The sequence below is a fragment of the bacterium genome (genome assembly GCA_021372515.1).
Taxonomy (GTDB): domain Bacteria; phylum Gemmatimonadota; class Glassbacteria; order GWA2-58-10; family GWA2-58-10; genus JAJFUG01.
Genome location: JAJFUG010000212.1, coordinates 1 through 18,712 on the forward strand (window position 1 = coordinate 1; position 18,712 = coordinate 18,712).

Annotated in this window: 22 protein-coding genes and 1 pseudogene; 14 read left to right on the plus strand and 9 right to left on the minus strand. The window is 62.9% G+C overall.

What is annotated here, in order from left to right:
* The 12 genes from LLH00_18920 to atpC form a co-directional block, all read left to right on the plus strand.
* The coding region (locus tag LLH00_18920) for a 1-(5-phosphoribosyl)-5-((5-phosphoribosylamino)methylideneamino)imidazole-4-carboxamide isomerase (protein ID MCE5273356.1) at nt 1-146 on the plus strand (146 nt) is incomplete at its 5' end.
* 171 nt (nt 147-317) lie between these two features.
* Nucleotides 318-1,100 carry an imidazole glycerol phosphate synthase subunit HisF gene (gene hisF, locus LLH00_18925; protein MCE5273357.1) on the plus strand — a complete coding sequence of 261 codons (783 nt, stop codon included), beginning with the start codon at nt 318-320 and terminating at the stop codon, nt 1,098-1,100.
* Between the two features lie 153 nt (nt 1,101-1,253).
* Nucleotides 1,254-1,454, plus strand: a complete 201-nt coding sequence (locus tag LLH00_18930; GenBank protein MCE5273358.1) for an AtpZ/AtpI family protein — start codon at nt 1,254-1,256, stop codon at nt 1,452-1,454.
* On the plus strand, nt 1,451-1,849 hold the full coding sequence (locus LLH00_18935; protein ID MCE5273359.1) for a hypothetical protein: 399 nt from the start codon (nt 1,451-1,453) through the stop codon (nt 1,847-1,849). Before LLH00_18930 ends, LLH00_18935 begins: the two co-directional genes overlap by 4 nt.
* 2 nt (nt 1,850-1,851) lie before the next feature.
* Nucleotides 1,852-2,703 carry a F0F1 ATP synthase subunit A gene (atpB, locus tag LLH00_18940; protein MCE5273360.1) on the plus strand — a complete coding sequence of 284 codons (852 nt, stop codon included), beginning with the start codon at nt 1,852-1,854 and terminating at the stop codon, nt 2,701-2,703.
* A 78-nt stretch (nt 2,704-2,781) separates the two neighbouring features.
* On the plus strand, nt 2,782-3,009 hold the full coding sequence (atpE, locus tag LLH00_18945; protein ID MCE5273361.1) for an ATP synthase F0 subunit C: 228 nt from the start codon (nt 2,782-2,784) through the stop codon (nt 3,007-3,009).
* A 36-nt stretch (nt 3,010-3,045) separates the two neighbouring features.
* Nucleotides 3,046-3,552: a F0F1 ATP synthase subunit B gene (gene atpF / locus LLH00_18950; GenBank protein ID MCE5273362.1), complete on the plus strand. Its 507-nt coding sequence runs from the start codon at nt 3,046-3,048 to the stop codon at nt 3,550-3,552.
* On the plus strand, nt 3,549-4,091 hold the full coding sequence (gene atpH / locus LLH00_18955) for an ATP synthase F1 subunit delta (GenBank protein MCE5273363.1): 543 nt from the start codon (nt 3,549-3,551) through the stop codon (nt 4,089-4,091). Before atpF ends, atpH begins: the two co-directional genes overlap by 4 nt.
* A 23-nt stretch (nt 4,092-4,114) precedes the next feature.
* Entirely contained in the window at nt 4,115-5,650 is a 1,536-nt protein-coding gene (gene atpA / locus LLH00_18960; protein MCE5273364.1) for a F0F1 ATP synthase subunit alpha, read from the plus strand.
* A gap of 144 nt (nt 5,651-5,794) precedes the next feature.
* Nucleotides 5,795-6,664 carry an ATP synthase F1 subunit gamma gene (gene atpG, locus LLH00_18965; GenBank protein ID MCE5273365.1) on the plus strand — a complete coding sequence of 290 codons (870 nt, stop codon included), beginning with the start codon at nt 5,795-5,797 and terminating at the stop codon, nt 6,662-6,664.
* Between the two features lie 66 nt (nt 6,665-6,730).
* On the plus strand, nt 6,731-8,140 hold the full coding sequence (atpD, locus tag LLH00_18970) for a F0F1 ATP synthase subunit beta (protein MCE5273366.1): 1,410 nt from the start codon (nt 6,731-6,733) through the stop codon (nt 8,138-8,140).
* Nucleotides 8,141-8,177: 37 nt separating this feature from the next.
* Nucleotides 8,178-8,600, plus strand: a complete 423-nt coding sequence (gene atpC, locus LLH00_18975) for an ATP synthase F1 subunit epsilon (protein ID MCE5273367.1) — start codon at nt 8,178-8,180, stop codon at nt 8,598-8,600.
* A 17-nt stretch (nt 8,601-8,617) separates the two neighbouring features.
* Here the strand turns inward: atpC and LLH00_18980 are convergent, their stop codons facing one another.
* The 4 genes from LLH00_18980 to LLH00_18995 are packed head-to-tail and all read right to left on the minus strand — an operon-like array spanning nt 8,618 to nt 11,800.
* Nucleotides 8,618-9,220 (minus strand): polymer-forming cytoskeletal protein, encoded by a 603-nt coding sequence (locus tag LLH00_18980; protein ID MCE5273368.1) that lies wholly within the window; start codon nt 9,218-9,220, stop codon nt 8,618-8,620.
* Between the two features lie 23 nt (nt 9,221-9,243).
* Nucleotides 9,244-10,074 carry a M23 family metallopeptidase gene (locus LLH00_18985; protein ID MCE5273369.1) on the minus strand — a complete coding sequence of 277 codons (831 nt, stop codon included), beginning with the start codon at nt 10,072-10,074 and terminating at the stop codon, nt 9,244-9,246.
* A gap of 51 nt (nt 10,075-10,125) precedes the next feature.
* Nucleotides 10,126-11,052 carry a ParB/RepB/Spo0J family partition protein gene (locus LLH00_18990; GenBank protein ID MCE5273370.1) on the minus strand — a complete coding sequence of 309 codons (927 nt, stop codon included), beginning with the start codon at nt 11,050-11,052 and terminating at the stop codon, nt 10,126-10,128.
* A complete protein-coding gene (locus LLH00_18995) occupies nt 10,991-11,800 on the minus strand; it encodes an AAA family ATPase (GenBank protein MCE5273371.1) in 810 nt (269 codons plus the stop codon). Before LLH00_18995 ends, LLH00_18990 begins: the two co-directional genes overlap by 62 nt.
* A 391-nt stretch (nt 11,801-12,191) precedes the next feature.
* On the opposite strand from LLH00_18995, the gene LLH00_19000 reads away from it, so the two are divergent.
* On the plus strand, nt 12,192-12,764 hold the full coding sequence (locus LLH00_19000; GenBank protein MCE5273372.1) for a helix-turn-helix domain-containing protein: 573 nt from the start codon (nt 12,192-12,194) through the stop codon (nt 12,762-12,764).
* A 21-nt stretch (nt 12,765-12,785) separates the two neighbouring features.
* Here the strand turns inward: LLH00_19000 and mnmA are convergent, their stop codons facing one another.
* From mnmA to LLH00_19025, 5 genes are all read right to left on the minus strand, one after another.
* Entirely contained in the window at nt 12,786-13,940 is a 1,155-nt protein-coding gene (mnmA, locus tag LLH00_19005) for a tRNA 2-thiouridine(34) synthase MnmA (protein ID MCE5273373.1), read from the minus strand.
* Between the two features lie 63 nt (nt 13,941-14,003).
* The gene (locus tag LLH00_19010; protein ID MCE5273374.1) at nt 14,004-14,756 is read right to left on the minus strand and encodes a hypothetical protein; all 753 of its coding nucleotides are present in this window, start codon (nt 14,754-14,756) and stop codon (nt 14,004-14,006) included.
* Nucleotides 14,756-17,389: an alanine--tRNA ligase gene (gene alaS, locus LLH00_19015; GenBank protein MCE5273375.1), complete on the minus strand. Its 2,634-nt coding sequence runs from the start codon at nt 17,387-17,389 to the stop codon at nt 14,756-14,758. The genes LLH00_19010 and alaS overlap by 1 nt, the downstream gene beginning before the upstream one ends.
* Nucleotides 17,390-17,477: 88 nt before the next feature.
* The gene (locus LLH00_19020; GenBank protein ID MCE5273376.1) at nt 17,478-18,056 is read right to left on the minus strand and encodes a class I SAM-dependent methyltransferase; all 579 of its coding nucleotides are present in this window, start codon (nt 18,054-18,056) and stop codon (nt 17,478-17,480) included.
* 82 nt (nt 18,057-18,138) lie between these two features.
* Nucleotides 18,139-18,534, minus strand: coding sequence for a RecX family transcriptional regulator (locus LLH00_19025; GenBank protein MCE5273377.1), 396 nt, complete (start codon nt 18,532-18,534; stop codon nt 18,139-18,141).
* Between LLH00_19025 and LLH00_19030 the strand changes: the two are divergent.
* Nucleotides 18,518-18,712 (plus strand): annotated as a pseudogene (locus LLH00_19030) (DUF1244 domain-containing protein). The gene LLH00_19025 and the pseudogene LLH00_19030 sit on opposite strands and share 17 nt — an antisense overlap.

Genomic DNA, 18,712 nt, shown 5'->3' on the forward strand with positions numbered 1-18,712 from the left:
TGATCGCCTCAGGTGGGATCAGCGCCCTGGAGCACGTGAGTCAGGTTGCTGCACTTGAGCCGCTGGGCGTGGAGGGAATGATTATCGGCAAGGCGATTTATGACGGCCGGCTCAACCTGGAGGAGGCCCTGGCCGCGGTGGGGTGAGACAGGAAACAGTCTTCGGGCTCAACCCGTGTTCATGTAGGGGCGGACCCGTGTGTCCGCCCGGGCGCACACGTGGGTGCGCCCCTTCGGAAATAGACAGGTCGGCGTGGAGGTGGATTACCACTGGCGCTATCGACAAAACGACAGATTATTTCACGGGAAACGGATAATATGTTAGCCAAGAGAATCATCCCCTGCCTGGACATAGACAAGGGCCGGGTAGTCAAGGGAGTGCAGTTCGTCAACCTGATAGATGCCGGCGACCCGGTGGAGCAGGCGCGCTATTACGAGGCGCAGAAAGCCGATGAGCTGGTGTTCCTGGACATCACCGCCAGCCACGAGCGGCGCGACACGGTGCTGGAGCTGGCGCGCAAGGTGAGCGAGCAGGTGTTCATCCCCTTCACCATCGGCGGGGGCATCCGCACGGTGGAGGATGTGCGCCTGATGCTCAAGAGCGGTGCGGACAAGGTCTCGCTCAACACCGCCGCGATCCAGAACCCGGAGGTGATAACCTCCGCGGCCGAGCGTTTCGGCAGCCAGTGCATCGTGGTGGCGATCGACGCCAAGCGCAATGCGGGGTTCGACCTGTCGCGCGGGGCGTTCGGCAACTGGGAGGTCTACACCCACGGCGGCCGCAACCCGGTGGGCCTGGATGCGGTGGAGTGGGCGCTCAAGGTGCAGCAGCTCGGCGCGGGCGAGATACTTCTCACCAGCATGGACCGTGACGGCAGCAAGGCCGGGTTCGACCTGGAGCTGACCGCCGCGATAAGCTCGCGCCTGGAGATACCGGTCATCGCCTCGGGCGGGGTGGGCACTCTGGAGCACTTGTACGAGGGTTTCACCCGGGGAAAGGCGGATGCGGTTCTCGCGGCCAGCATTTTTCACTTCCGCGAGTACTCCGTGACCGCGGCCAAGGACTACCTGCGTAGCCGCGGCGTGCCGGTAAGGTACTGACCTTTCAAAATTTCGCAGCGGCGCGCCCCTTGCGGACAGCGTTGATTTTTTGTATTGATTTTTAAGGGAATCTGGTATATTATCTCAAACGATGGCCATATGAAACCGCAAAACAACAGTCCCGGTCGGGCACTGGCGCAATACGGACCGTATATGGGTCTGGGTCTGGAGTTCGCGGGCAGCCTGCTGGTGTTCATTCTGATCGGGCGGTATCTGGACGGCCGTTACGGTTGCGAGCCGTGGCTCACTCTGGCGGGTTGTGTGTTGGGTTTCGTGGCCGGGTTCTACAATCTGTTCAAGACTCTCTCGACATTGTCAGACCGGAAGCGCAGCAAGGATAAGGGTGACGGTTGAGCGAATCTCCTGTCGTTGCAGGGAATGGTTTCCCGCTCTGGTCGTCGGTTCTGATCGTCTCGCTGGTCGCAGCTTTTATACTGTTGCCCGGGCTGCCGGACGCCTGGCGCGTCCCGCTGGCTGCGGGCCTCGTCATCAGCGGGATGATTTCGGTTTCTGGCTATTACCTGATGCGCCGCGCGGCGCACGCCCCCACCCGGACTTTCCTCCGTCTGGTCCTGGGCGGGGTCCTGGGACGTCTGTTCGGCGGCCTGGGCGCTGTGGCCGCGGCAATCGCCTGGCTGGACCTGGAGGCGCTGCCGCTGACTGTAGCCTGTCTTGGAAGCTACGCTGTACTTTCCATATTCGAGTATCGGGCACTCTTCAGGCACTTAACCGCTAAAGACCGAACCTGACCATGATACATCTGCTTAATGCGGCCGTCGAGACAGCGGCCCACGGGGCGGCCGAGGCCGCCGAGCACGGCGGCGGCGGAGCTCACGACGCCGGCGAGATCATGCAGCACCTGATTGCCCATGTTTTCGACCACCCGTTGATCACCATCCCTTGGAAGCCTTTCGGCGTCGACATCTCGATCACCAAGCTCACCCTCATGATGTGGATTTCCGCCGCGCTGATCTTCATCGTGTTCCGCACCCTGGCGGTCAGGCAGCGTTCGGTGGGCGCGCGCGGGCGGTTCGTGAATTTCTTCGAGCCGTTCGTGATATACGTGCGTGACGAGATGGTCTACCCGCTGATGGGTAATGTGCGCGGCAAGCGCTACCTGCCGCTGTTCCTGACCCAGTTCTTTTTCCTTCTGTTCTGCAACCTGCTGGGCATGGTTCCCTGGATGTCCACCCCCACCGGCAACATGGCGGTCTGCGCGGCCATGTCGTTCACCACGCTGTTTACGATCTTCGCGATGGGGATGATGGAGCAGGGCGTGTTCAAGTTCTTCAAGCACCTGGTGCCCTCCGGGATGCCGGTGTTGCTGCTGCCGATTCTGTTTGTCATCGAGTTTGTCGGCATCTTCATCAAGTGCTTCGCTCTGACCATCCGTCTATTTGCCAACATGACCTCCGGGCACATCGTGATCCTCACGTTCCTGGGCCTGATCTTCATCTTCCAGAGCTATTTCGTCGCGGTCCCCTCGATCGGGTTCGCGCTGTTCATCTACATGCTGGAGCTGTTCGTCGCCTTCCTGCAGGCGTTCGTGTTCGTGATGCTCTCGATCATCTTCATCAACATGGCAATACACCCGGAACACTGAGCTTCTCCGGGAATGAGCTGAAAAACCTCATACATTCAGTAGTGGCAAACGGCAGTTCAAACACCAAGGAGGATTCAGATGCAGGGACTGATAGCTCATCTCGCGGCCGGCCTGGGCGCCGGCCTGGCTGTGATCGGTGCGGGTTACGGTATCGGCCGTCTGGCCCAGGGTGCTCTCGAGGGCATGGCCCGTCAGCCCGAGGCCGGTGGCGACATCCGTACGGCGATGATTATCGCCGCGGCGCTGATCGAAGGTATCGCCTTCTTCGCACTGGTTATCTGCATCCTTCTGGCTTTCAAGGCCTAATTTTCCGATTCAAGGAGTCGAAGGGACGGTTGGCTTATGGCTCAAACTGGTCTTCTCGACATAAACCCTGGTCTGATCTTCTGGACCCTCGTCACGTTCGTCGTGCTCCTGATCATCCTCAAGAAATTCGTCTGGGGACCGATCCTGGATGCGGTGGACCGCCGGGAAACCTCGCTGCGTGAGATGTTCGAGAACGCCGAGAAATCCCGCAGCGACGCCGACGCCCTGCTCAAGGAGTACAAGGAGCAACTGGCCAAGGCGCGTGACGAGGTCAACCGGATCCTTGAGGACGGTAAGGTCCGCGCCGGAAAGAACGCCGATGAGATTATGAACAAGGCGCGTTCCGAGGCGCAGCAGTTTATCGAGCGGGCCAAGGCCGAAATCTCTCAGGAGCGGGAAAAGGCGGTCGACGAGATCAAGCAGCAGGTGGTCAGGATCAGCCTGAACGCCGCCGAGCATCTTATCGAAAAAAGCCTCTCCGATGCGGAACATCGGGGTTTCATCGAGCAAGCAATCTCCGATATTGACGCCAGGATAAAATGACAAATTCAGTCGCAGCGAAAGAATACGCCAAGGCGTTGTTCCTCCTGGCCCGGCGCACCGACAGGATCGAGGTGATCGCCGGTGATTTCGAGGCTTTCATCCACATCCTGGAGACGGACCCGAAGCTGAGGCTGTTCCTTCTGGCGCCGCAGATCAGCGCCGAAAAGAAAGGCCAGGTCTTCCGGGATGCTCTCGGGGGCAAGGTGGATGACAATTTCCTCCGCTTCCTGCTGGTGGTGTTCGAAAAACGCCGGCATGACCTTCTGGAGGAAATCAACGTGGCGTACCACGAGGAACTCGACCGCTACTATGACCGCGTTGAAGTTGCGGCGGCCACTGCGGTGGAGATGACCGAAAGTGAGAACAGTGCTCTTTCGGCCAAGCTGGCTGGTCGCCTGGGTAAAAAAATCGTGCTCAGGACTAAAGTCGATCCGCGCCTCCTGGGCGGGCTGGTCTGCCGAATCGGGGACGTGGTTTACGACGGGAGCCTGCGCCGGCGCATCGACCGTCTATACCACCAGATGTTGAAAGCGCAATAGCAAGTCTAAGGAGTCGGACTGTTATGAAGAAGATACAATCCGAAGAGATCAGCGCCATCCTTCTGCGCGAGATCGAGAACTTCGACAAGGAGCTCGATGTCGAGGAAGTTGGCACTGTGCTCGAGGTGGGCGACGGGATAGCCCGCGTGTACGGCCTTAGCCGCTGCATGGCAGGCGAGATGCTCGATTTCGGCAACGACATCTACGGCCTGGCCCTGAACCTCGAGGAGAACAACATCGGCGTGGTCATCCTGGGCGATTATGTGCATATCCGCGAGGGAGACCAGGTCAAGCTCACTGGCCGCGTGCTGGAAGTGCCGACCGGCAAGGCCCTGGTCGGCCGTGTGGTCAACCCGCTGGGCCAGCCGCTGGACGGCAAGGGTCCGATCGTGACCGACCGCAGCCGTCTGGTGGAGTTCCGCGCCCCCGGCGTGGTCTACCGTCAGCCGGTCAAGCAGCCGCTCCAGACCGGAGTCAAGGCAGTGGACTCGATGATCCCCATCGGCCGTGGTCAGCGCGAGCTGATCATCGGCGACCGCGGCACCGGCAAGACCGCCATCGCGGTGGATGCGATCATCAACCAGAAAGGCCTGGGCGTGATCTGCGTCTACGTGGCCATCGGACAGAAATCCTCCAGTGTAGCCGCGGTGGTCGAGCGTCTGCGCGAGCACGGGGCGATGGATTACACCATCGTGGTCTCGGCCTCGGCCAGCGACCCGGCCCCGTTGCAGTACATCGCCCCCTACGCCGGGGCGGCGATGGCCGAGGAGTTCATGTACGACAAGGAAAACCGCTACGAGATCCACGACACGCTCTGTATCTATGACGATCTGTCGAAGCAGGCCACGGCCTATCGCCAGCTCAGTCTCCTGCTGCGCCGTCCGCCCGGACGCGAAGCGTACCCCGGCGACGTGTTCTACCTGCACAGCCGTCTGCTGGAGCGCGCGGCCAAACTGAGCGACGAGATGGGCGGCGGCAGCATGACCGCCCTGCCGATCATCGAGACCCAGGCGGGCGACGTTTCGGCCTACATCCCGACCAACGTGATCTCGATCACCGACGGCCAGATATACCTGGAGCCGAACCTGTTCTTCTCGGGCGTGCGGCCCGCGATCAATGTCGGCATCTCGGTCAGCCGTGTCGGCGGCAACGCACAGATCAAGGCGATGAAGAAAGTCGCCGGCAGCCTGCGTATCGACCTGGCCCAGTACCGCGAGCTGGAGGCTTTCGCCCAGTTCGGCTCCGACCTGGACAAGGCCACTCAGCGCCAGTTGGCTCGTGGCGCGCGCCTGGTGGAAATCCTGAAGCAGCCGCAGTACCGCCCGATGCCGGTCCAGGAGCAGGTGGTGCTGATCTACGCCGCCACCAAGGGGATGCTGGACGTGCTGCCCGTAGACTCGCTGTTCCGCTTCGAGCAGGAGTTCCTCGAAGCCATGCGCACCCGCCATGCCGACCTGCTGGAGCGCGTGGCCAAGGAGAAAGACCTGCCCGAGGACCTGAGCAAGACGCTGGACAAGGTGATCGGCGAGTTCGTGGAACAGTTCGGCAAGACCGTTTGACACTCTCTGCCGCGACTGACTGATGCAGTTTCGCCCTCCGGCTGACTGCACGGGAAGGTTTTCCCGTGCCCGGCGGAGGAAAAGCCGCGGGCGCCGCACCGGCGACCCGTCGGTTGACAGACAACGTGACCTTTCTGTGACGCTATGGCAAAAGCACGCGAGATAAAAAAGCGGATCACCGCGGTCCGGACGACGCGCAAAATCACGCGCACGATGGAGATGGTCTCCACCTCCAAGCTCAAGCGTTTCCAGGACATGGCCGTTGCCTCGCGCCCCTACTCCGAGGCGCTGGGTGAGGTCTTGAAAGCCCTGAGGAGCTCGCCCGCGGCCAAATCGCACCCGCTGATCGTGGAGCGGACGCCGCTCAAACGGGTGGGCCTGGTGGCCCTGACCTCCAACCGCGGCCTCTGCGGTGCTTTCAACAACAGCATCGCGCGCCTGACTTTGGAAAAGTGCAAGGAATACAAGTCCAAGGGTATCGAGGTGGACCTGTTCCTGCTGGGTAAGAAAGGCAACGCTTTCTTCCGTCACCGGAACCTTCCGGCGGCCTACTCCGACATCACGCTGGCCGACCAGTTCACCTCGGAAGGTAGTGTGGAGTTCGCCCGCCTGCTGATGCAAAAATTCCTGTCCGGTGAGATTGACCAGGTGGAGGTGGCCTACAGCCGCTTTCTCTCGGCCGGCTCGCAGAGCATCCGCATGGAGCGCCTGCTGCCGTTGGCCGCTCCGACCGGCTCGGAGCGCGAGGCCACCGAGACCGATTTCATCTTCGATCCCTCGGCGGACGAGATAGTGGAGGCAGTCCTTCCACTGGCCCTGCGCAGCACGGTCTACCGGATGGTGGTGGAAAATATCGCCAGCGAGCACGCCGCGAGGCGCAACGCGATGAAGCTGGCCACGGACAATGCGGATGAGATGATCACTTTCCTCACCCGCAGCTTTAACCGCGAGCGTCAGTCACAGATTACGCAGGAGCTGACCGAGATCATCGGCGGTTCCAACGCAATCGCCTGAGCCGCTCGACAAGAGACGAAATAAAGTGTCGGGAGTCAATCTATCCGCTTGAAGTGAGGCCGCCCCATGAACACGGGAAAAGTGGTACAGGTAATCGGTCCGGTCATTGATGTCGAGTTCGACCCCGACAAGGTGCCGGACATTTTCACCGCGCTGGTGCTCGAAGACAAGTCCGGCAAGGAGACCATTCGCCTTGTGGCGGAGGTCCAGCAGCAGTTGGGCCGCAACATGGTCCGCGCCGTGGGCATGAGCACCACCGACGGTGTAGTGCGCGGGATGGAAGTCCAGGACACCGGCCAGCCGATCACGGTGCCGGTGGGACGGGAATGCCTGGGCCGTCTGTTCAACGTGCTGGGTGAGACGATCGACCGTAAAGGGCCGGTCAAGACTGAGAAGCGTTACTCGATCCACCGCGATCCGCCCAAGTTTGTCAGCCTGCGTCCGAACACCGAGCTGTTCGAGACCGGGATCAAGGTGATCGACCTGCTCGAACCCTACGTCAAAGGCGGCAAGATCGGCCTGTTCGGCGGCGCCGGCGTGGGCAAGACAGTGGTCATCATGGAGCTGATCAACAACGTGGCCAAACAGCACGGCGGGTTCTCGGTGTTCGCCGGCGTGGGCGAGCGCACCCGCGAGGGCAACGATCTGTACAAGGACATGCAGGAATCCGGGGTTATCGATAAGACCTGCATGGTCTACGGCCAGATGAACGAGCCGCCCGGAGCGCGCATGCGCGTGGGCTTGAGCGCGCTGACCATGGCCGAGTATTTCCGCGACGAAGAGAAGCAGGACGTGCTGCTGTTCATCGACAACATCTTCCGTTTCACCCAGGCCGGCTCCGAGGTGAGCGCTCTTCTGGGCCGTATGCCCTCGGCCGTGGGCTACCAGCCCACCCTGGGCACGGAGATGGGCGAGCTGCAGGAACGCATCACCTCCACGCGTGACGGCTCGATCACCTCGGTCCAGGCGATCTACGTCCCGGCCGATGATCTGACCGACCCGGCCCCGGCCACGGCGTTCAGCCATCTGGATGCCACCACTGTGCTCAGCCGCCGGATCGTGGAGCTGGGCATCTACCCGGCCGTGGACCCGCTTGACTCGACCAGCCGTATCATGGACGCCAACGTGATCGGCGAGGAGCACTACAACGTGGCCCGCCGCGTCCAGGAAATCCTGCAGCGCTACAAGGACCTGCAGGACATCATCGCCATCCTGGGCATGGACGAGTTGAGCGAGGACGACAAGGTGGTGGTCAACCGCGCCCGCCGCATCCAGAAATTCCTCTCCCAGCCGTTCCACGTGGCCGAGCAGTTCACCGGCCAGGCCGGCAAGTACGTGAAGCTGGATGACAACATCCGCAGCTTCAAAGGCCTGGTCAACGGCGACTACGACGAGATCCCGGAGCAGTTGTTCACCATGGCCGGGGCGATCGACGACGTGCTGGAGCGCTACGAGGAATACAAGAAACAGCAGTGAGGCCCCGTACGACCTCGCAACGGAGGGATAAGCTTTTATGACAGCAGAACCGCTCAAGACGAGGATCATCTCCCAGGAGAAAATCCTGTTCGACGCCGAAGCGGACAGCGTGATCGCCCCGGCGGCGAGCGGTTATCTGGGAGTGCTGCCCGGGCACGCCCCGATGATGGCGGCCATGGGCAACGGGGTGCTGAAAATCCGCCGGGGGCAGACGGCCTCGTATTTCGCGGTGTTCGGGGGGTTCCTGCAGGTGAAGGACAACCGCCTGATCGTGCTGGCCGATACGGCCGCAGCCGCGGATGAGTTGGACCTGGTCACGGTCAAGGATGCCCTGGCGCGCGCCGAGGCGGCCCTGACCGCCGGCCCGGTCGAGAACCGGAGCCTGAACGACTTGACCCATGCAGCCGAGGCCGCACGGGTCAAGGAGAAAGCGGCTACTCTTGCCGCCGGGCAGAAATAGAGCGGAAGGCCCGGTAGTCAGAGCGGGCGGCCGTGGAAGGTCAGCTCCTGGTCTTCATCGTCCTTGCCGCTCTCTTCGATCTTGACTTTCTTACCGCCCTGCGCCGCCTGCGGCTGGTTCAGGGTCATAGCTGCCTGAGTTGTGGAAGCCGGAGTTTTGGAAGGGTCTTTGACCTCCTGAGACTTCGGCTTTTCCTTTTCCTTCCCCTTTTCCTCAGGCTTGGCGGCCTGTGGCGTGGAAGCTGCTGCGGCGGCTGCGACAGTGGGTTTCGGCTCGTCTTTCATGCTGCACAGGCCGTGGAAGAACACCCCCTCCTCCACCACCAGGCGGCGGGCGGTGATATCGCCCTCCACGCTGGCGCCGGTCTGGAGCTCCAGACGACCCTCGGCGATTACGCTGCCGTCGATCTTTCCGCCGACAATGGCGTTGTGCACCAGCAGATCACCCTTGATCTGGCCGGATTTGCCCAGGATCGCCATTCCCTTGGCCGTCAGGCTGCCGTCGATCACACCATCCACCCGCACAGTCCCGTTGACCGAACACTCCCCCTTGATGACTGTGCCCTGACCGATTATCGTGTTTAGCCTTTCTTCATCCCTGCCAGTGAACTTGTCCGCCATGTGGAACGACCTCTTCAGTGAGTTCAGTGCTGCAGAAATGGCAATGGATCGACCGGATTGCCGTTCTCGTCGAACACAGCGTAGTGCAGATGCGGACCGCTCGAGACACCCATGTTGCCGCTGTAGGCGATCAGGTCACCCTTATGGACCTGGTCGCCCTTCTGCACGGTCAGACGGCTGTTATGGGCGTACATGGTGCTGAAGCCGTTGCCGTGCTTGACCATGATGTAGTAGCCCAGGTTATCGTTCTTCTCGGCGATTGTCACCACCCCGTCCGCCGTGACCTTGACCGGCGTACCCTGCTTGATCGCGAAATCGATGCCGAAATGGTATATCTTGGGGTTGAACGTGCGGCTGATGAAACTTTTCTCGTCTATCGGCATGCCGAAAGGCTCGCCCGTGGTCCCCTTGTGCTCGGCGAGGGCCACGGTGGACAGGACCTGGGGTTTGGTCGGCTGGTTGGCGAATTCATCCGGGAGCTGCTCTGAGGTCATCATATCCGGCGACACCTCCAGGTGCGTTCCGGAGGCGAGGCCGTTCGCATCCATGCCCTCCGAGGCTTTGACTCCCTGGGCCACCTGGATGCGGCCGATCATCTCGTCGATGGACCTGATCTTGTTCTGGAGCTCGACTATCTTGCTGTTCTGGCGGACCAGCTCGTGGTTCTCGATGATCAGCGATTCGTACTGGCGGGCTTTATAGAACACCGGCTTCAGGTAGATGGCGAAAGCCACGGTGGCGCTGGCCAGCAACGTGCCGACCACAGCCATGACTTTCAGCGTGCGGTGGCTGACTTTCAGGCTGCGCACATCCGCGCCGGGATACGGAATTATCATCAGGGTCATGTATTTCATCGCCGCGTCCCCCTACTGCTGTCCCTTGCCGCTTCTTTCCCGCCCAGAGCCTCAGTCCAGTGAAACATCGAGCAGTTCCAGCAGGCGCTCGAACTCCTCGTAGGAAAAGAACTCGATCTCGATCCGTCCCTTGCCGTCGCGGCCGTCGCGGATATGCACCCGGGTGCCCAGACGGCTGCGCAGACGCGATTCCAGATCCTGCACCTGGGCGGCGTGCCCGGAGGGCTGTTCGGCCGGTTTCGCCCCAGCAGGCTTGCCCACCCCGGAGACCAGCTCGCGCACCAGGGCCTCCAGCTTGCGCACGGAAAGCTCCTGGACCACGACGCGACGGGCCAACTCGAGCTGAAGGGCCGGATCATCCAGGGCCAGCAGCGCCCGGGCGTGGCCCGCGGAGAGCTCGCCCTCCGAGACCGACTTGCGCAACGCCTCGGGCAGCTTGAGCAGGCGAAGGGCGTTGGCCACCGTGACCCGGTCCTTGCCCACCTTCTCGGCCACCTGGGCCTGGGTCTGGCCGAAATCCTCGATCAGGCAGCGGTAGCCCTGGGCCTCCTCGATAGGATCGAGGTCCTCGCGCTGGAGGTTCTCGACCAGGGTCATCTCGAGCAGTTCGGCCGGACTTACCGAGCGGATCAGGGCCGGCACCTCGGTCCAGCCGAGCTGTCGGACAGCGCGAAGACGCCTTTCCCCACTTATCAACTCGTAGGAGCCGTCCGGGTTACGGTTGACCACGATCGGCTGGATCAGTCCCTGGGCCAGGATCGAGGCCGCCAACTCGGAGATGGCCTCCGGCCGGAACGTGTGTCGCGGCTGGTAACGGTTGGGCTTGATCGAGGCCACCGGCAGGGCGGTTTCCAGCGCGTGGCCACCCGCCTCGGCGGCGACAGCCTCCTCACCCACCGGGACAGACGGGCTGGAGTCAGCCTCGTCGATCAGGGCTCCCAGCCCCCTGCCCAGTCTTCTCTTCTTGCTCGTGCTCAAGGAGTTCTCTCGCAAGTTCCATGTACTTTCGCGCCCCGGTCGACAGAACGTCGTACAGGACAATGGGTTTACCGAAACTGGGGGCCTCGCTCAGGCGGACGTTCCGCGGGATCACAGTCCCGTAGACCTTGTCCGAAAAATAGCTCTGCGCCTCTTCAAGCACCTGGTGGCTGAGATTGACCCGCGTGTCGAACATGGTCATCAGGATGCCCTCGATGGTCAGCCGCGGGTTGAGGCGAGCCGCCACCAGGCGGATCGTGTTGATCAGCTGGCTCAATCCCTCCAGGGCGTAATACTCGCACTGGATGGGGATAAGCACCGAATCCGCGGCGGTCAGGGCGTTCAGCGTAAGAAGGCCCAGCGAGGGCGGGCAGTCGATGATGATGTAACGGTAACGTCCGTTCAACTGCTCAAGCGCCCGGCGCAGGCGTTCCTCTCGGTGCGGCACAGGGACAAGTTCCACCTCGGCCCCGAAAAGGTCGAGGCTGGAGGGCACCATGTCGAGGTATTGCAGCTCGGTCGAAATAAGCGCCGCATCGAGGGGCTGCCCGCCGATCAGGACATCGTATATGTCGCTTTGCAGCTCTTTCCGGTTGATACCCATCCCGCTGGTGCAGTTGGCCTGCGGGTCGATATCCACCAGCAGGGTGCGGACCTCGGCCACAGCCAGAGAGGCGGCCAGGTTGATCGCGGTCGTGGTCTTGCCCACTCCGCCTTTCTGATTGGCAACCGCAACGATGCGTGTCATACAAGCCCTGTCGGCAGGGTGGATCGTAAGCTTGTTTCCCGGACCACGGGCACTTAGAGGCTGATAACCTGACTGCTATATTAATATCCCGCATAAGGTTTGAAAAGAAAATTCTCCCGGCCGCTCTGACGACCAGAAGACCGCTTTATCATGATAGTTATTGTGCTCAAATGTCGCTCAGGTTTTGCCGTCGGCTGCCGAAATATACAATAGAACCACGACAGGCGCAAAGCCCCTTACCAAGCCCTCACTACGGCTTGTAAACATAATAACTGTCTATTCTAAAAATATGACTTGACTTTTGTCGGATCGGATTTTATTTATTTCTAACATGTTGCATATTTATTCCGGAAAACATGTCAATAAACACAATAATATCAAGACTGAGAAAATGGACAAAGAGATTCTGACAACTTTCGAAGCCGCGAAATATTGTCACGTGCATCCGGGCACGATTAAAAACTGGATCCGCAGCGAGCACCTCAAGGCTTTCAAGACTCCCGGGGGGCACCGCCGGATCTACCGCCGTGACCTGGACCAGTTCCTGAAAGATAATAACATCCCGATAATCAGTGAAAATCGTGCATTGCGGCAGCGCGTACTGATAATCGACACCGACTTTCAGGCACGTGAGGCGATTTCGCGGGGTCTTCTGCGCCGGACCGAGCTGTACGAGGTTGCCACTGCGGAGGATGCGTTCGAAGGTGGCGAGATGCTGGCCATGTTCAAGCCGAATCTGGTGATCCTGAACCAGGAACTGCACGGGTTGAACACCGAGGAGATCGCCCACCGGATCAAGAGCTGCCCATACCTGAGCGAGGTGCGGGTAATAATGCTCACCTCCTATCCGGAGCGTAAAAAGCCTGTCGAGCAGGGGGTGGACCACTATTTCCCCATCCCGGTCGATCCGGACAAGCTGAGCCAGGAAACGGCGCGGCTGCTGATCCCGAACCGTCAGAAATAGCGGCTACGACCGTCCCGGGGCTCAATCCGGTTCAGGCGTTTCCAGGGAATCGATCACTCCCCCGCCCAGGACCACGGAATCGGAATAGAAGACCGCCGACTGGCCCGGTGTGACCGCGCGCTGGGGGGTATCGAACACAACCCGCGCCCGGTTGCCCTCCAGCGGGGTCACCCGCCCGTGCACCGGCTTGTGGCGGTAACGGACCTTGATCCAGGCCTCGAATTCACTCTCCGGGGCCCGCAGCAGGTAGTTGATCCGCGAAACCAGGAACACGGCGGAAAAAAGTCTCTCCTGGCTCCCCACCACCACGGTGTTCGAAGCTGTATCCACCGCGATCACATAGGCCGGCTGCCCGGTCGCCGCTCCCACGCCCCGCCGCTGGCCCAGCGTGTAGAACGCCGCCCCGCGGTGCGTGCCGATCCGCCGGCCGCTCTCATCCAGCAGCGGCCCCGGGACTGTCCCGGCTGTATCCCCACTCCCCACATGCTGCTGTATGAATTGCTCCAGCGAACCCTGGCCCAGGAAACAGACCTCCTGGCTCTCCTTTTTCTGCGAGACGGTCAGCCCAAGCCCACCGGCGATCCGACGTACAGTGGCCTTATCCATCCCGCCCAGCGGGAAGGCATAATGCTTCAGGTCCCTCCGCTCCAGTCCCCAGAGGAAATAGCTCTGGTCCTTGGCCGGGTCGAGGCCGCGGGCCAGGAGCACCTCGCGCTCCCCCTTCGCCACCGGCCCGGACTGTACCAGAAGGCGGGCGTAATGCCCGGTGGCCAGGCGCTCCGCCCCCAGGGCCCGCGCCCGGGCCAGGGCGTGCGGGAACTTGATGAACGTGTTGCAGTTCACGCAGGGATTGGGAGTACGGCCTGCCAGGTAATCCCGGACAAACGGCTCGATCACCAGCTCGCGGAACGGTCCGGTGCTCTCCAGCACGTAGTGCGCCGCGCCGATGGAAGCGCAGACCGCGCGGGCATCCGCGATGGATTCGAGGTTGCAGCAGCTACGCTCGCCGGGGTCAGTCTCCGAGTAGCAGAACATCTTGAGGGTCAGGCCGATCACCCGGCAGCGGCGCTCCGCCAGCAGGCAGGCCGCCACCGAGCTGTCCACTCCTCCGCTCATGGCCACGGCCACGCTCTCGCCCGGGGCGGGAAGGTAGTCCTCGTATCCGGTCAGGTCCATCGGCACATCTCTCCAACCCGAGACAGCAACGGCCCGCATCTTTCTCCGGGCCGCCGCTCTGGTTCATTTACCAAGATATTTGTACACCGCGGAGTAAAGGCTCCCCGGCGGCCTGTCCTCGGCCAGGCCCAGGCAGTCCCGGCGGTCCAGCACACCCGACAGCCGGCAGCCGATCACCTGTTCGCGGCCGAACCAGTCCCGCGCCTCTCGCAGATAGCAGTAGCGCGCCAGCACCGAGAAAGCGTAACCATCCGGCAGGTCGGGCGCGGCCGCGGCAGCCAGGGCAAGAAGGGGGTTCTCCTCCAGGAAAGCCTCCAGCGAAGCGCCCGCCTCGTTCAGGCTGCGCAGCACCCCCGCGGGGCCGAACCGCCCGGAAAGCCGGTCGAGCACGGCCACAGCCTGCTCCGTGCCCTGACGGGCCAATATTTCGAATGGCAGGGTGAACAGGGTGTCCGCCGCCAGCAGGAGCAGGGCCTGCGGCTGGTCGGCCCAGACCTTGCCTCCCAACCCTTCGCTGTAATCCTCCGGCTTTTCCATCAGGAAAGCCGCCTGCAGGAACCAGCCCCGCAGCAGCATCTCCTGCGCGGCCAGCACCACCCCTGTGGAATGAGGCCGGCCCCGCCAGGCCTCGGCCGCGGCGGTAAGGATCGCCGTGGAGCGCAGGGCGGCGCTGCCCCTGGGCAGAAGCACCTGACGCAGCAGCGTATACAGAGATTCGGGATAGTGGCTGCGGTCCAGGCTGTCCAGGATTCCGGAAAGGGCCTGATCGCATGCGGCGGCGACTTTCGCCGGGCTGTATTTGATCACCTTGCTCATTATGACAGTTTTTCCCTGACCGCTCTCTTGAAAGCCTCCACCGCCTCGTCCAATTTTTCGGGCTGCTTGCCGCCGGCCGTGGCCAGGTGCGGCTTTCCTCCGCCCCCTCCGCCTGCGGCCCGGGCCGCCTGACCCACCAGCTCGCCGGCCTTGAGCTTGCCCTCCTGGACCAGGTCATCAGTCACGGCGCAGACAAACAGCAGCTTTCTGTCCTGCACTGCGCTGAACAGCCCCACCGCGCGCGCTCCGGCCGACTCGCGGAACTTGTCCGCGGCCTGCTTGAGCGCCTCGCCGTCACAGTCCAGGCTGGGCGGGGTGAACAGGCGCACGCCACCGATATCCTCGAACTGCGAAAGAACATCCTGCTCCACCTGCTGGCGGACCTTTTCCTTCTTCAGCTCGTCGATCTCTTTCTGCAGGCCCTTGCGCTCGCGCAGCAGTTCCTCCACCTGGGCGTCCAAGCTGTCCTGGCCCGCAGCCGGCAGCAGGGCGCGCAGGCTGTCCACCAGGTGGCTGCGCTCCAGCAGATACTCGGCGGCTTTCTCGCCGGTCAGGGCCTCGATCCGCCGCACGCCCGAGGCCACGCTCGATTCGGCGGTGATCACGAACGCACCGATCTCGCCGCTGGCCCGCACGTGTGTGCCGCCGCACAGCTCCTGGCTGTAGCCCTCCACCTCCACCACCCGCACCCGGCTTTCGTACTTCTCGCCGAAAAGGGCGGTGGCGCCCTCGGCCACGGCCTGGTCGTAGGACTTGATCCGGGTTATCACGGGACGGTCCTCGCGCACCACGGCGTTGACCCGGCGCTCGATTTCGAGGATCGTTTCCTCGGACACCCGCGAGTAGTGGTTGAAATCGAAACGCAGGTAATCGGGGCTCACCAGCGAACCGGCCTGCACGGCCCCCTCTCCCAGGCAGTCGCGCAGGGCGCGGTGCAGAAGGTGGGTGGCGGTGTGGTTGCGCGCCGTGGCAGTCCTGCGCTCCAGGTCCACCGCCGCCTCGACCGTGGCGCCGGGCGTGGCCGCCTCCGTGCCGCCCTCGGTGAAACGTCCCTCGTGCACGACCAGCGCGCCGGCCTTGTGCGCGGCCTCGACCCGGAACACAAACCCGGCGCCCCCGCGAATCTCGCCCTGGTCCGCGACCTGCCCGCCGCTCTCGGCGTAGAAAGGTGTCTGGTCCAGGACCACGGAAGTTTCATCCGCGCCCAGCAGAACGGCCTCGGTCTTTTTCAGGTCGTAGCCCAGGAAACGGCTCGACGCCTCGCTGCCCAGTTGCTTGGCCCAGCGCGCCGGGTCGGACTGCCAGCCGAAACGGCTCTCGGCGCGGGATTTCTCGCGCTGGCGCTCCATCAGCTCGCGGTAGCCGGCCTCATCCACCCCGAGGCCGCGCTCGCGGGCGATCTGGTCGGTCATGTCCGGCGGGAAACCATAGGTGTCGGCCAGCTTGAACTTGTCCTCAGCCGGGATCACATTGCCGCCCGCGGCCTTGACCCGCTCGATTATACCATAGATGTACTCCAGGCCGCGGTCCAGGGTCAGGCCGAAACTCTCCTCCTCGGCGCGCACCACCTGCATCACGTGGCCCTGGCGCTCGGCGATCTCGGGGTAGGCCCCGCCCAGCACCCGCACTACCGTGGGCACCAGACGGTGGATGAACGGCTCTTTCACCCCCAGCTCGCGGCCGAAACGCGCGGCCCGGCGCAGGATACGCCGCGCCACATAGCCGCGTCCCTCGTTCGAGGGCGTAACGCCATCCGTGATGGAAAAGGTGAGCATGCGCACGTGGTCGGCGATCACCCGGTGCGGCGTGCCGTCCCCATCCGGGCTGTAGGCCCGTCCGCTGATTTCGGCCACATGGTCGAGGATGGGCCGGAAGACATCCGTCTCGTAGTTGGAATTACTGCCCTGGAGCACGGAGAGAATGCGCTCGAAACCCATCCCGGTGTCCACGTGCGACTTGGCCAGCGGCGCCAGCGAACCGTCCGGCTGGCGTTCGAAACGGATGAACACAAGGTTCCACAGCTCGATGAAGCGGGGGTCGCCGCTGTTCACCCCGCGCTTGGGGTCCTTGGCCAGGGAAAGCGGGCCCACAGTCTCGCCCAGATCGATATGTATCTCGCTCGAGGGGCCGCAGGGGCCGGTTTCGCCCATCTCCCAGAAATTCTCGCGGTCGAAGCGGAAAATGTGCGCCGGATCGATGTCTGTCTCGGATTTCCAGAGCCCCTCGGCCTCCTCGTCATCCAGGTAGACCGTGGCGTAGAGGCGCTCCTTGGGCAGGCCCCAGACCCTGGTCAGCAGTTCCCAGGCCCAGGTGATCGCCTCGCGCTTGCCGTAGTCGCCGAAACTCCAGTTGCCTAACATCTCGAAGAAGGTGTGGTGGTAGGTGTCGCGTCCCACCTCCTCCAGGTCGTTGTGCTTGCCCGAGACCCGGATGATTTTCTGGCTGTCCACTGCGCGGCTGTAGTCTCGCCGTCCAGTGCCCAGGAACACATCCTTGAACTGGTTCATCCCGGCGTTGGTGAAAAGCAGCGTGGGGTCGCCCGCCGGCACCACCGGCGCACTGGGCACCACCGTATGGCCGCGCTGCCTGAAAAATTCGATGAATTCCCCTCTTACCTGGTCTGCACTGCGCATTTTCTTTCCCGTGGTAGCTGGTCTATCGAGTGCAAATCGGGCACGGCCTGCCGCGCCCTACAAGAACATACCGTCTATTTTAGCGCACTCACGCCTTGCCTAACAGCGCCGTGTAGCTGAAAAACACCCGCGGCGCCCCCTCCAGAGCCTTGAACCCGGCCTCCGCCGCCAGGGCAAGGGTGGCCGCGAACGCTTTCTTGGACACGTGGAACGGCGGCTCCACCAGCAGAAACTTTCCCCCCGGGGCCAGGGCCGCGAATATCTCACGGAAGAAGCGCGCCTTGTCCGGCACCTCGTGCACCATGTAGAAAGCCAGGGCGAAATCGGCCGCCGCGCCGCTGTCCAGGCACAGGCTGTCCGCCGCACACTGGTGCGGCTGAATGACCTGCTCCAGCGCCGTGCCGCGCACCTTGCCCCGCAACAGGTCCAGCATGCCCGCCTGGAGGTCCACGGCGATTACTTTGCCCTCGTCCCCCACCAACCGGGCCAGCCCCAGGCTGAAATACCCCGGGCCGCAGCCGAGGTCCAGGGCGGTCATCCCGGGCCGGACAAAAGGCGCGAGTATTTTGACCGGGTCCTGCAGCCAGCGCCGGATACGGTTGTCCAGGCCGCCGGCCAGCGTGACCGGGCAGACATGTTGCTCATCTCGACCAGTCAGGACACCCATGCTCCCTCCGTGGTTCGAAAACCGTTTGACCGGGCCGCTTACCGTATCGACAGGGACGTCCCGGAAAGGTGTCCTGTCCGGCTCAATCTCCCAGCAGACGGTCCGCCGCATCCAGGGACGCCGCCTGGCCGAACCCGCGGCCAGTGAGAAAGCGCAGCAGATGGTTGCGCCGCTCCTCAACGGATTCACCCCGCAGGGAGGCAAGCTTGCGGCCAGCCACGCGCAGGGCCACAGCGGGCTCATCCTCACCACGCTCGGCCAGGGCCGCGGCCACCGCCCGCTCCGCCTCCTCAGCCGACACACCGCGTCCCCTGAGTTCGGCCACCAGCAGGGCCACCCCGCGTGGGGCGTGCTCCAGGCGCTGGGCGGCGAACTCCATGGCGAAGCGGCTGTCATCCAGATAGCGCAGCTCGGCGAGGCGCTCCAGCACCCGCTCAACAACCTCCGGCTCGAATGTCCGCGCCAGTTTCTGCCGCAACTGTCTCGCCGAATGGGGCCGACGGGCCAGGAAATCGCAACCCTTGCGCAGAGCTTTCTTGTATTCCGCCTCGCTGTCGCGCGGCTCCTCCGGCTCAGGCGCGTTGCTTCGCATGCGGCCTCAATATCTGTTTGGAGCGGAAACGGGTCATTTGGCGCTGTTTTCGTCCGGCTCTTCC

Excerpts from the sequence above, each read along its gene's own strand:
- hisF (MCE5273357.1), top strand. The coding sequence starts at position 318 with ATGTTAGCCAAGAGAATCATCCCCTGCCTGGACATAGACAAGGGCCGG.
- LLH00_18930 (MCE5273358.1), top strand. The coding sequence starts at position 1,254 with ATGGGTCTGGGTCTGGAGTTCGCGGGCAGCCTGCTGGTGTTCATTCTG.
- atpB (MCE5273360.1), top strand. The coding sequence starts at position 1,852 with ATGATACATCTGCTTAATGCGGCCGTCGAGACAGCGGCCCACGGGGCG.
- atpE (MCE5273361.1), top strand. The coding sequence starts at position 2,782 with ATGCAGGGACTGATAGCTCATCTCGCGGCCGGCCTGGGCGCCGGCCTG.
- atpF (MCE5273362.1), top strand. The coding sequence starts at position 3,046 with ATGGCTCAAACTGGTCTTCTCGACATAAACCCTGGTCTGATCTTCTGG.
- atpH (MCE5273363.1), top strand. The coding sequence starts at position 3,549 with ATGACAAATTCAGTCGCAGCGAAAGAATACGCCAAGGCGTTGTTCCTC.
- atpA (MCE5273364.1), top strand. The coding sequence starts at position 4,115 with ATGAAGAAGATACAATCCGAAGAGATCAGCGCCATCCTTCTGCGCGAG.
- atpG (MCE5273365.1), top strand. The coding sequence starts at position 5,795 with ATGGCAAAAGCACGCGAGATAAAAAAGCGGATCACCGCGGTCCGGACG.
- atpD (MCE5273366.1), top strand. The coding sequence starts at position 6,731 with ATGAACACGGGAAAAGTGGTACAGGTAATCGGTCCGGTCATTGATGTC.
- atpC (MCE5273367.1), top strand. The coding sequence starts at position 8,178 with ATGACAGCAGAACCGCTCAAGACGAGGATCATCTCCCAGGAGAAAATC.
- LLH00_18980 (MCE5273368.1), bottom strand. The coding sequence starts at position 9,220 with ATGGCGGACAAGTTCACTGGCAGGGATGAAGAAAGGCTAAACACGATA.
- LLH00_18985 (MCE5273369.1), bottom strand. The coding sequence starts at position 10,074 with ATGAAATACATGACCCTGATGATAATTCCGTATCCCGGCGCGGATGTG.
- LLH00_18995 (MCE5273371.1), bottom strand. The coding sequence starts at position 11,800 with ATGACACGCATCGTTGCGGTTGCCAATCAGAAAGGCGGAGTGGGCAAG.
- LLH00_19000 (MCE5273372.1), top strand. The coding sequence starts at position 12,192 with ATGGACAAAGAGATTCTGACAACTTTCGAAGCCGCGAAATATTGTCAC.
- mnmA (MCE5273373.1), bottom strand. The coding sequence starts at position 13,940 with ATGGACCTGACCGGATACGAGGACTACCTTCCCGCCCCGGGCGAGAGC.
- LLH00_19010 (MCE5273374.1), bottom strand. The coding sequence starts at position 14,756 with ATGAGCAAGGTGATCAAATACAGCCCGGCGAAAGTCGCCGCCGCATGC.
- alaS (MCE5273375.1), bottom strand. The coding sequence starts at position 17,389 with ATGCGCAGTGCAGACCAGGTAAGAGGGGAATTCATCGAATTTTTCAGG.
- LLH00_19020 (MCE5273376.1), bottom strand. The coding sequence starts at position 18,056 with ATGGGTGTCCTGACTGGTCGAGATGAGCAACATGTCTGCCCGGTCACG.